This window comes from Pseudomonas sp. WSY_20, from assembly GCF_043104335.1.
GTDB classification, from domain to species: Bacteria; Pseudomonadota; Gammaproteobacteria; order Pseudomonadales; family Pseudomonadaceae; genus Aquipseudomonas; species Aquipseudomonas parafulva_B.
Map to the genome: position 1 here is coordinate 22,968 of NZ_JBICKP010000077.1, position 11,595 is coordinate 34,562.

The 11,595-nt window shown below is 61.9% G+C and carries 11 protein-coding genes; 1 reads left to right on the forward strand and 10 read right to left on the reverse strand.

What is annotated here, in order from left to right; translation table 11 throughout:
• Positions 1–130 precede the first annotated feature (130 nt).
• Positions 131–2,314: a response regulator gene (locus ACF8E5_RS18105; protein WP_392475613.1), complete on the forward strand. Its 2,184-nt coding sequence runs from the start codon at positions 131–133 to the stop codon at positions 2,312–2,314.
• Between the two features lie 10 nt (positions 2,315–2,324).
• On the opposite strand, the gene ACF8E5_RS18110 is transcribed toward ACF8E5_RS18105, so the two are convergent.
• The 10 genes from ACF8E5_RS18110 to ACF8E5_RS18155 form a co-directional block, all read right to left on the reverse strand.
• Positions 2,325–4,142 (reverse strand): ATP-binding protein, encoded by a 1,818-nt coding sequence (locus ACF8E5_RS18110; protein ID WP_392475614.1) that lies wholly within the window; start codon positions 4,140–4,142, stop codon positions 2,325–2,327.
• Between the two features lie 83 nt (positions 4,143–4,225).
• Positions 4,226–4,789 carry an NUDIX hydrolase gene (locus ACF8E5_RS18115; RefSeq protein WP_392475615.1) on the reverse strand — a complete coding sequence of 188 codons (564 nt, stop codon included), beginning with the start codon at positions 4,787–4,789 and terminating at the stop codon, positions 4,226–4,228.
• 2 nt (positions 4,790–4,791) lie between these two features.
• On the reverse strand, positions 4,792–5,544 hold the full coding sequence (locus ACF8E5_RS18120) for a GntR family transcriptional regulator (RefSeq protein WP_058605900.1): 753 nt from the start codon (positions 5,542–5,544) through the stop codon (positions 4,792–4,794).
• A 91-nt stretch (positions 5,545–5,635) separates the two neighbouring features.
• On the reverse strand, positions 5,636–6,025 hold the full coding sequence (locus ACF8E5_RS18125) for a carboxymuconolactone decarboxylase family protein (protein ID WP_058638362.1): 390 nt from the start codon (positions 6,023–6,025) through the stop codon (positions 5,636–5,638).
• A 74-nt stretch (positions 6,026–6,099) separates the two neighbouring features.
• Entirely contained in the window at positions 6,100–6,585 is a 486-nt protein-coding gene (locus ACF8E5_RS18130; protein ID WP_058605899.1) for a flavin reductase family protein, read from the reverse strand.
• Between the two features lie 12 nt (positions 6,586–6,597).
• Positions 6,598–8,079 (reverse strand): aldehyde dehydrogenase, encoded by a 1,482-nt coding sequence (locus tag ACF8E5_RS18135; RefSeq protein ID WP_392475616.1) that lies wholly within the window; start codon positions 8,077–8,079, stop codon positions 6,598–6,600.
• Entirely contained in the window at positions 8,076–8,909 is an 834-nt protein-coding gene (locus ACF8E5_RS18140; protein WP_196141775.1) for an alpha/beta fold hydrolase, read from the reverse strand. The genes ACF8E5_RS18135 and ACF8E5_RS18140 overlap by 4 nt, the downstream gene beginning before the upstream one ends.
• 67 nt (positions 8,910–8,976) lie before the next feature.
• Positions 8,977–9,573, reverse strand: coding sequence for an amino acid synthesis family protein (locus ACF8E5_RS18145; RefSeq protein WP_058605896.1), 597 nt, complete (start codon positions 9,571–9,573; stop codon positions 8,977–8,979).
• Between the two features lie 249 nt (positions 9,574–9,822).
• Entirely contained in the window at positions 9,823–10,863 is a 1,041-nt protein-coding gene (locus tag ACF8E5_RS18150; protein WP_058605895.1) for an LLM class flavin-dependent oxidoreductase, read from the reverse strand.
• A gap of 100 nt (positions 10,864–10,963) precedes the next feature.
• Positions 10,964–11,449: a flavin reductase family protein gene (locus ACF8E5_RS18155; RefSeq protein ID WP_023535123.1), complete on the reverse strand. Its 486-nt coding sequence runs from the start codon at positions 11,447–11,449 to the stop codon at positions 10,964–10,966.
• Positions 11,450–11,595: the final 146 nt, after the last annotated feature.

Here is an 11,595-nt window from a genome sequence, read left to right on the forward strand (position 1 = left end):
CCCTCTGGCAGATTGACTGCGCGGGGCGGTCAGCGCTGACATTGAACGACTGATCAATCTCAGTGGAACGAACCGCGAATCAATGCCTCTTATCCAGAGATGGCTGGCCTGTGCCGCGGATTCCCCTGACATGAGATCGCTTCAAACCCCTCTAATCGACGACGCCTCCACACCGCTGAGCTTCCTGCTCAATGGCGGTGAGATTGGCCGTCTGCTCCAAACGATGAACTGGGAGAATTCGCCACTTGGGACGCCGCATGGCTGGTCCCCGCACCTTCAGGCCGCCATGGCCACATTGCTGCCAGCGCAGACCCAGGTCGTGTTGTTCTGGGGCCCGGATTATGTCGCGCTGTACAACGATGCCTATGCGCCCACTATTGGCCATAAGCACCCGCAAGCCCTCGGGCGCCCGGCGCGCGAGCACTGGGCCGAACTGTGGGACGACCTCGAACCGTTGCTGCGCGGTGTGCGTGAAACAGGACAGACGTTTTCGGCCAAGGACCGTCCCTTCTACATTGAGCGCCGAGGGCACGGTGAGACAGTGTATTTCGACGTGTCGTATTCCGCCGTGCGCGAGGCTGATGCAAGCGTCGGCGGGGTCTTGTGCCTGGTCACCGAGACCACGGACCGGGTGCGTTTCCACCAGCGCCAGGCTTTTCTCCTGGAATTGAGCCGTACGTTGCCTGGGCTGGGTGATGCCGCACGTATCGAGTCGTATGCGGTTCAGCGCCTGGCCCAGGAGTTGGGCGCAGCCAGGGTCTGCTTCGGTGAAGACAAAGGCGACGGTGTTGGTTTCAAAGTCAGCCATGATTGGTCCGATGGCGTGGCGTCCTTGACGGGCACCCATTCGTACATGACGTTCGGCGCCGACTTGTATGAGCAATTGAGCGATGGCAGGACCGTTCAGCACAGGTACGAACAGCCTGAGCCTTGTCTGGCGGGCATAAGCACCGCCTTGCATGCCCCTGTGCTACGGGGTGGGCGACTCGAAGCAGTGTTAGGCGTTCATTTCAGCGATGCGCGAGGGTGCTTCGAGGAGGACTGTCAGCTTGTGGAGGAAACCGCCAAGCAAGTGTGGGCTGCAATCCTCCATGCCCGTGCCGAGCAGGCGTTGCACTTGCTGAACCAGAGCCTCGAGGAGCGGGTTGCCACGGCGCTGGCCCAGCGCGAATCAGTCATGATGCAACTGCACGAAGCCCACAAGATGGAGATGATCGGGCAATTGACCGGCGGTATCGCCCACGACCTCAACAACATGCTCACGCCGATCATTGGGTCGTTCGAGCTGCTGCGCCGGCATCCACATGCCGAGCGCGCGCCCCGGCTGATCGACGGGGGCCTGCAGGCAGCAGAACGGGCGCGCAATCTGGTCGCTCGCCTGCTCAGCTTTGCACGCCGTCAGACACTCAAACCGCAACCGGTGTCCTTGGCAGCACTGGTCGAGGACATGCACGAGTTGATGGCGCGTTCGCTCGGACCCACCATTGCCGTGCATGTGAACATCGACCCGTCGTTGCCCTGCGTCGTGGTGGATCCTCACCAACTGGAACTGGCCCTGCTGAATCTGGCGGTCAATGCCCGGGATGCTATCGGCGGCGCCGGCCAGCTGCAAATCATTGCCGGTGATGACACCTACTGCCTGACACCCCCCGAGGACCTTGCGGGCAAACGTCTGGTATGGATTCAGGTCAGGGACAATGGCTGCGGCATGGACGATGAACAGCTCAGGCGGTGCATCGAACCCTTCTTTTCTACCAAGGAGGTGGGCAAGGGGACTGGCCTGGGCTTGCCCATGGTCCAGGGCTTGGCGGTTCAATCCGGCGGAGGGTTCGGCATCCAGTCCACGCCAGGGAAAGGCACCCAGGCGACATTGTGGCTGCCGGCCAGCGATGCATTACCCACCCATCGCGATGCCGAGGCTTGCGACGGACCTGTGGCCGAGCGTCCAAGCCGGGTGTTGTTGGTGGACGACGAAGAGATTGTGCGTCACGCAACGGCTTTGCAATTGCGCGACCTGGGCTATGAGGTGACCGAAGCGCCAAGTGCCGTGGCCGCTTTGCGCTTGGTGGAAAAGGGGTGGCTGCCTGATGTGTTGGTGACCGACCACGTCATGCCGGAGATGACCGGTGTACGCTTTGCCCAGCAAATGCGCCAGCATCACAGCGAGCTGCCGGTGCTGATCATCACGGGCTATGCCAATTTGACGCCGCGCCAGCTAAGCGGTTTCGAAGTGCTGCGCAAGCCTTATCGACGCGCCGAACTCGCCCAGAGCGTGGCGTGCCTGCTGGCCGGAACTACCCATAACCGAGGCTGAAACGCAAGCTTTAGCCCGCTTGCACGCTGCATGTCCTATCCGTTTCGGACAAGGCCGTCGGTGCCTGTTGCGGCAGGTACAGGGTGAAGGTCGTGCCCTTGCCCTCGACACTGCTGACCTTGATATCCCCCCCGGACTGCTTGGCGAAACCGAATACCTGGGACAACCCCAGCCCAGTGCCTTGCCCGGCAGGTTTAGTGGTGAAAAAAGGGTCGAATATCCGCTCGAACAGCTCCGTGCTGATGCCAACTCCCGTGTCGGTGACGGAAATCGCGGCATACGCGCACGGATCGGGAACCTCATCGCGGCTGACCGGCAGGTGCTGGTGGGCTTGGAGACGCACGCGCACGGTGCCCACACCGGCCATAGCATCGCGGGCATTGAGCATCAGGTTGATAACCGCCGTTTCCAGTTGGCTGATGTCGGCGCGCACGTGGCACGGCGAAGCAGGCAAGTCCAGCTCGACATCAATGCTCGCGCCTGCTGCGGTATCGAACAGGTCGGCCATGGCTGCCAGCCGTGCCGCTGCGTCGAACACCTGCGGATTCAAGGCCTGGCGCCGTGCGAAGGCCAACAGTTGGCCGGTCAACTTGGAGCCGCGCTCGACCGTCTCGACCATGGTGCGTAGATAGCGCATGCGCCGATCGTCGTCCAGGCCCGGACGCTGCAAGAAATGCAGCGAGGCATGGATGATGGTCAATATGTTGTTGAAATCGTGCGCCACACCCCCTGTAAGCTGGCCGATGGCCTCAAGCTTCTGGGCCTGACGCAGTTCCGCTTCGGTGTGCAGCAGTTGCGTGGTGCGGGTCTGCACACGTTGCTCCAGGCTGGAGTTGAGCGCCTCGAGCGCGAGCAAGGCGGCCTGCGTCTCGCCCGTGGATTGGGCATGCTGGATATGCGCCCAACTGCGTTCGGTCACGTCACCGAGCAAGACCCGCTCGTATTCGGTCCACGCGTGCGCTGACGCGCTGTTGACCGCCATCAAGGCGGTGAGCCTTGCGCCTTTTATCAGCGGCACGCAGCACGTGGCATTGATCCCAAGGGCTGCAAATACAGCCGCCTCGGACTCGGGAAGTGCCTGCCTGCAATCATCGAGCGCCAATGTCAGACCGCTGCGCAGTCGTTCGTTCACCTGCTTGCCGAAAGCTCCCAGGCGATGCTCTCCGATCAACGAGGGGCTCGCGTCGGTCACCGCTTCGCCACAGACCGTGAAGGTGTCATCGTCTGCTTGCATGACCGCATAGATACAGCTTGATAGCCCTAGGTGCTCCGCGAGCAGGCGCGTGGTCGTTGCCAGGATCTCCTCAGGGTCTACTGCTTGTGCCACTGCCCGGCCGAGTGTGTCCAGAAACGCCAGGCGTTGGTTACCCAGCACGGTGGCCGTGGTTTCGGTGACGGTATCGAGCATTCCAAGCACATTGCCATGCAGGTCACGAATTGGGCTGTAGCAGAACGTGAAATAGGCACGCTCCGGCCCGTTGTTACGGTCGATGACCAAGGGGAAGTCCTGGATGTAGACCGCTTCGCCCTGGAGGGCCCTGTCGGCCATGCAGCGGATATCGTCCCATGCCTCCTGCCAGACCTCTGCAAACGGTACCCCCAGCGCCACCGGCTTGCGCCCCAGAATCGGGAGAAAGGCATCATTGTGGAAGGTCAGCAGATCGGGCCCCCACAGCACAGCCTGTGGAAAATGCGAGCCCAGGCACAGCGCCAAGGTGGTCTTGAGGGTATCGGGCCAGTTTTCCAGCGGACCCAACAAGGTGCACGTCCAGTCATGCCCAAGAATGCGGTCGGCCATCACGCCGCCGCCTGCTAGCCACTTCGCCATCTGCTCTGCCGGTCATTGAAACAGGGTGCTCTAGGGTGCACCCTGAAGGCACGATTGGCGAGCGTTTTATGGCGCTTGGCCAGTCAGCGAATGAAGTGCACCTTGCCCACGTCATCGTTGCCGGTGTAAATCCCGTAGACACCGGCCTGACGCTCGAGAATGTAACGCTCGAGAATCTGCCGGATGGCGGGGTAGTAGATGTCGTCCCACGGGATCTGCTCTGGTTCGAAAAACCGATAGACCAGGGTTTCCGGGCCATACCGGCCCGTTTCCTCGGTGACGAAGGCGCGGAAGATGATGTAGACCTCGCTGATCTTGGGCACGCTGAAAATGGAGTAGGGGCAGACGATCTCCGCCCGTACGCCGCTTTCCTCCCACACTTCGCGCAGCGCCGCCTGTTCGGTGGTCTCGCCGGCTTCCATGAAGCCTGCCGGCAGCGTCCAGGTGCCGGGGCGAGGGGGGATGGCGCGTTGGCACAACAGGTATTTGCCGTCGCGCTCAATGATGCAACCGGCAATGATCTTCGGATTGATGTAATGAATGTAGCCGCAGCTGGCGCAGTGCAGCCGTTCATGGGTGTCCCCCGCAGGTGTGCCCTGGGCCAGCGTCGTGGTGCAATGAGGGCAGTAGCGGGGAGCACTGGGCATGATCAGCGACCTATGCGAGGTTCCTTGAGGGCCAGGGGAGCGACGATCTCGCGAACCTTGGCGTTGTCGTCTTGTTTCTGGCGCAGATAGTCCAGTGCAACCTTGGCGGCTGCACGCACGTGATCGACCGAGGCCTGGTGAGCTACCAGGGGGTCGCCGCTTTTGATGGCCTCGACCATTTTTTCCATTTCCAGGTTGCTGGCACCACGGCGGTTGGCCTGGGATACCGATGTGGCACGCAGGTAGCTGATGCGCGCCTGCAACTGACGAAGCTGCTGCGCCGCGACCTGGTTGCCCGAACCCTCGAGCAGCACGTCATAGAACCCTTGCACCGACTCGAGCACCTGCTGCAGCTCACCTTCTTCCAACGCCTCACGGTTAACGTCCAGGGCGCGTTCCAGCGCGCGGATGTCCTTGGCCTTGGCATTGAGCGTGAACAGCTGCACGATCAGGCCTTCGAGTACGCAGCGCAACTCATAGATGTCGCGTGCATCTTCAAGGGTGATGATCGCAACACGCGGGCCTTTGGCGTCGGCGAACTCCACCAGGCCTTCGGACTCCAGGTGGCGCAGGGCTTCACGCACGGACGTGCGGCTGACGCCAAGGCGGTCGCACAGATCGCGCTCCACCAGGCGGTCGCCTGGGAGCAGGTGGAAGTTCATGATCGCGCCCCGCAGTTTGTCGAGCACGATTTCGCGCAGGGTGACGGGGTTGCGATTGACCTTGAAGCTGTCGTCCAGTGGCTGGCGTTTCATCGAGTGCGCTCTGAATGAGGCTGCCCGGCCACGACCGTAACGGGGCACCACGACCCTGGGTGCTCCTTGCGTGGGTACGAACAGCCCGGTGTTAACGGGTGGACTCCGCGTCGGCCTCGGCGAACGCTTCCCGGGCCAGGCGGAAACTGTCCACCGCCGCCGGGACGCCGCAATAAATGCCGACCTGGAGCAGAATCTCGCGTACTTGCTCGCGGCTCAGGCCGTTGCGCAAGGCGCCGCGGATGTGCAGCTTGAGCTCGTGCGGCCGGTTGAGTGCCGAAATCATGGCCAAGTTTATCATGCTGCGCTCTTTGAGCGACAAGCCTTCGCGGCCCCAGACATGGCCCCAGCAGTACTCGGTCACCAGCTCCTGCAGAGGCTGGGTGAATGCGTCGGCATTCTGGATCGACCGGTTTACATAGTCTTCGCCCAGGACCTGAGTGCGAATCTGCAGACCTTTTTCGTACTTTTCATTGCTCATGTACGCTACTCCGGAATAAAACAGCGGCGCTAAGCAGAGTGAGAAGCCAGCGCGCGCCCTGAAAAAGTCGCGCCTCAGCCCAGTGGGGGTAGGGCGCCCAGCTTACCCTTGTGGTACACCATGGGCGTCATCGGGTCGGCGGGCAGCACCAGGTTTTTTACGGCGCCCACAATGATTGCATGGTCGCCGCCGTCGTACTCTCGCCACAGCTCGCATTCGATGATCGCCGTGGCGTTGTCCAGCAGCGGGTTGCCCAAGGCGCTCAGGTGCCACTGTACGCCTTTGGCCTTGTCCTTGCCTTTGCCCGCGAAGGCGTAGGCTTCGGCCGTCTGGCCTGCCGACAGCAGGTGAATGGCGAACTGCTTGCTGTCGCGCAGGATCGGGTAGGTGTCGGAGGCGTAGTTGGGGCAGAACAGCACCAGCGCCGGGTCGATCGACAGCGCGCTGAAGGCACTGGCAGTGATGCCGACGATGCCACCCTCGGCGTCCAGGGTGGTGACGACCGTCACCCCGGACGGGAAGGAGCCCATCACGTCTTTGTAGATGCCAGGTTCGATCATCGGTGTTACCTCTTAGCGCATCACGAAGGGGTCGGGCATGGGGGCGGTGGACAGGTTGATCCACACGGTTTTCAGCTCGGTGTAGGCCAGCACGGAATCGATGCCGCTTTCGCGTCCGTAGCCGCTGTTCTTGAAGCCGCCGATGGGCGCCATGGCAGATACGGCGCGGTAGGTGTTGACCCAGATGATCCCCGAACGCACGTCGCGCGCCAGGCGGTGGGCTCGACCCAAATCGCGGGTCCAGATACCGGCGGCCAGGCCGAACTGTGAATCGTTGGCAATGGCCAGCGCCTCTTGCTCGGTCTTGAAGCGAATGACGGCCGCCACCGGTCCAAACACCTCTTCCTGCATGATGCTCATCGAGTTGCTGTCGCATTCGAACAGCGTTGGCTCGTAGAACCAGCCCTCGCCGTCGACCTGGGCCCGTTTACCGCCCAGGTGCAGCTTGGCGCCTTCGGCCTTGGCCGCGGCGACCAGTTGTTCGACCACGGCCAACTGCTGTGCAGTGGCCATCGGGCCCATCTCGCTGGCATCGTCCTGGGGGTTGCCAATGCGAATGCGCTGGGCACGCTCGATCAGGCGCTTGACGAACTCGTCGAAGATTTCATCCTGCACCAGCAGGCGCGACCCGGCCACGCAGCTTTGTCCGGACGCTGCATAGATCCCCGCCACGGCACCGTTGATGGCGCTGTCGAGGTCGGCGTCTGCAAAAATGATGTTCGGCGACTTGCCGCCGAGTTCCAGCGACAGCTTGGCGAAGTTCTCGGCGCTGCTGCGCACCACATGGCGAGCGGTGGCCGCACCGCCTGTGAAGGCGATCTTGCGCACCAGCGGGTGACGGGTAAGCGCCGCGCCGGTGCTCGGGCCGTAGCCTGTGACCACGTTGACAACGCCAGCCGGAAACCCTGCTTCCAACGCCAGGCGGGTCAGCTCCAGAATGGTCGCCGAGGCATGCTCGGAGGGCTTGAGCACGATGGTATTGCCAGCGGCCAGGGCCGGCGCCAGTTTGATCGCCGTCAGGTACAGCGGGCTGTTCCACGGGATGATCCCGGCGACCACACCGATAGGCTCGTGCACGGTGTAGGCGAACAGATCCGGCTTGTCCAAGGGCAGCGTGCCGCCTTCAAGCTTATCGGCCAGGCCTGCGGTGTAATGGAAGAACTCTGGCAGGTAACCCACCTGACCGCGGGTTTCGCGGATCAGCTTGCCGTTGTCACGGCTTTCCAGCTGGGCCAGGTGTTCCTTGTTCTCGGCGATCAGGTCCCCGAGACGGCGCAACAGCTTGCCACGGGCTGTAGCGGTTATGCCCCGCCAAGCCTGGCTTTCGAATGCCCGCTGCGCGGCTTGAACCGCCAGTTCCACGTCGGCTTCGCCTGCGTCCGGCAGCTGCGCCCAGGGCTGTGCGGTGGCCGGGTTCAAGCTGTCGAAGGTCTTGGCGCTCTGCGCATCGCACCATTGGCCGTCGATGCACATCTGAAAACGAACGAGGCTCATGCCACTATCCCCTTGGCTGATTCGGTCAGGCTGCGGGCTTTGGCGAGAAAGTCCAGCAGCATCTTGTTCACTTCGCGCGGTGCCTCCACCGGCATCATATGCCGCTGCTCGGCCAGCACCACACTGTGCGCACCCGGGATACGGGCGGCGAGCTGGCGGGCCATGGCCGGCGTCGAGCCGGTATCGAGCTCTCCCGTGGCGATCAGCGTCGGCACCTGGATGCTGCCCAGGTCACCTGCGCGGTACATGTCCTGGGTGGCAAACAACGAATAGGTGGTGTGATAACCCTGTGGGTCGTTGCTGGCCAGCACGTGACGGATGGCAGCCACCTGGGCGGGGTTCGCCGCCTTGTACTCGCGGCTGAACCAGCGGTCCAGTGCCGCCTCGACATTGGCGTCCGGGCCCAGCTCTGCTGCCTGAGCGGCACGGGCAATAACCCCGGCGCTCTGTTCGGGGCTGCGGTTGAAGACGCTGTTGAGCACCACCAGGGCAGCGATGCGCTGGGGGTAGTGCAGGGCGAAGGCACGTGCGACCAGGCCGCCCATGGAGAAACCGATGACGATGGCTTGGCTCAGTTGCAGGTGATCGAGTACCTCGGCCAACTGGGCGGCATAGCCTTCGAGGCCGACGTCGGCCGGGGGCAAGGCACTCTGGCCGTGGCCGAGCATGTCATAGGCGATGACGCGGTAGTCGTTGGCCAGGCCAACGATCTGACCGCCCCACATTTCCTTGTTCAGGCCCACGCCGTGAATAAGTACCACGGGTTGACCCTGACCGACGGACAGGTAACTGGTGCCGGCGGGGGTGCGTTCAGCGACGGGCTGAATCATGGAGGGCGCTCCTTTGAGGTCGGGCGTGGCGAATTGATCGCCACACCCAGGCCCGGCTTGATTGTTGTTATTGAGCGTTGGCCTTCTCGGCCGCCAGTTCTTCCAGGTCGATGTAGCGGTTGCCAATGCGTGGGTGCAGGCGGCCGCCATCGGCAGCGCCAAGGACCACCACGATTTCATCGGCGCGAGGTGCGTCCTCGATCTGCATTTCCAGGGTGATGTAGTGCGAACGCAGGCCTTCGTCGTCTTTTTGCATCATCGGAATCTGGATGGACGTGCCAGGGCCACCGCGCTTGTTGGTAAAGCTCAGGTAGCTTTTGGCCTGCACGGCTTCGCGGTAGTGGTTGCCGAAGCGCAGGGTATGGATGACGGCCGATGCGTGTTCGATTTCACCGTCAGCGCCCACCACTGCCGCCTTGCCGTAGGCCTCGATCTTGTCGGCACCACCGATGGCGGCCGTCAGTCGCTCGACCATCAGCGCGCCAAGTTCCGAGCAATGCGCGCGGATTTCGGGCTTGAGGTCGTCGACGAAGCCACGGCCAGCCCAAGGGTTCTTGATGACCACCGCCAGGCCCACCATGGTGACCGGCGTGTCAGTGGCTTTGCCACCTTCGATACGGGTCTCTTCGGAGTAGGTGACGATCTTGCGAATTTCAAAACTCATGGGGGGCTCCTGTACGGTGTGATCAGATTTTGTTGTCTGATGGTATACCATAATATTTGTTCTGCAAGCATTGCGTGGCGTTTTCTCATCCCACCGAGACGAAAGGTGAGCTGATGTGCAGGTCCGCACCGCATCTGTATCGAGCGCGCGGGGGCGGTACCTGTATTTGGGCTGAAAAAAACCCGCTCGCGCATGGCCAGACGACCCGCGCGAGCGGGCATGCCCCGCAAAGAATCAGGTAAAGGGAATTCAGGTGAATGCCGGGATCACTTCCTTGATGAACAGCTCCAGCGATTTTTTCTTCTCGGCGTGGGGCAGGCTGTTGTCACACCAGAAGCTGAATTCATCGACGCCCAGTTCCTGGTAGTACTTGATGCGCGCGATGATTTCTTCCGCAGTGCCAATCATGGTGTTCTTGCGGATGTTCTCCAGCTCGAATGCAGGCACTTCGGCGAACTTCGCTTCAGGGCTGGGCTCCAGGAAACCATTGACCGGCGTGGTCTTGTTGCCGAACCAGGCGTCGAACGTGCGGTAGAAGCGCGAGATGGCGCTGGCGCCCACCTTCCAGCCGTCCGGCTCTTGCGGGCTGTGTACGTGGGTGTGGCGCAATACCATCAATTGTGGGCGCGGCACGTCGGGGTTGTTGTCCAAGGCGGCCTGGAACTTGTTGCGAAGGTCCAGCACTTCCTCGTCGCCCTTCATCAGCGGCGTCACCATCACGTTGCAGCCATTGGCCACGGCGAAGTTATGCGAGTCAGGGTCACGGGCCGCGATCCACATGGGTGGAGTGGCATTGAACGGCTTGGGAACACTGGTGGAGGTCGGGAACTTGTACACCTCGCCTTCATGGGCGTAGTCACCCTCCCACAGCTTGCGTACCACAGGCACCATTTCGCGCAGCGCCTTGCCGCCATCGGTGGCTGGCATGCCATTGGCCATGCGATCGAATTCGAATTGATAGGCGCCACGGGCCAGACCCACCTCCATGCGCCCGTTGCTGATCACATCGAGCAAAGCGCATTCGCCGGCGACGCGGATCGGGTTCCAGAACGGGGCGATGATGGTGCCAGCGCCCAGGCGGATCTTCTCGGTACGCGCCGCCAGATAAGCCAGCAATGGCATGGGGCTTGGCGAAATGGTGTATTCCATGGCGTGATGTTCGCCGATCCACACGGTGCTGAAACCGCCGTCTTCGGCCATCAAGGTCAGTTCGGTGAGGTCTTCGAACAACTGGCGGTGGCTGACCTGTTCATCCCAACGTTCCATGTGCACGAACAACGAAAATTTCATGGGGCATTCCTCGGACTGGGTAGTGTCACCCGGCGTACAGCCGGGTATCGCAGCGGACAGCGCAATGCTTTGCGCCAAGTGCGTTCACGGGGGGCAGAGATCAGGCGAGTGCAGGCAGGCTGGCCATCTTCCCGCGGCAGTACACCATCGGCAGCGGCGCTTGCTCCGGCACGATCAGGTTGTGCACTTTGCCCACCATGATTGCGTGATCGCCCCCTTCGTATTCGCGCCACAGCTCACATTCGATCACGGCGGTAGCACCGGCGAGAATGGGGTTGCCCAGCGCGCTCAACGACCACTCGATGCCGGCGGCCTTGTCCTTGCCCTTCTTGGCGAAGGCGTAGGCCTCGGCCTGCTGATTGCCGGATAACAGATGAATGGCGAAGCGCTTGTGCTTGATCAGCACCGGGTAGGAGTCGGACGTGTAGTTGGGGCAGAACAGCACCAGGGGAGGGTCCATCGACAGGGATGAGAAGGCGCTGGCGGTCAAGCCAACGACCGAGCCGTCGTCGTCCAGGGTGGTGATGACGGTAACGCCGGAGGGGAAGGAACCCAGGACGTTCTTGTAGACGGTTGCGTCGATCATCTGATGTACCTCTTAAAGCTGCGGTGGGCCGCGGTTTTTATCGTTGATGTGTCTGATGGTATACCGTAATACCTTTTTTGCAAGCACATTTTTAGACTTGGCTAAAACCGCGATGAGTGGTCCAAACCCGCGTATTTAAAGGGTTA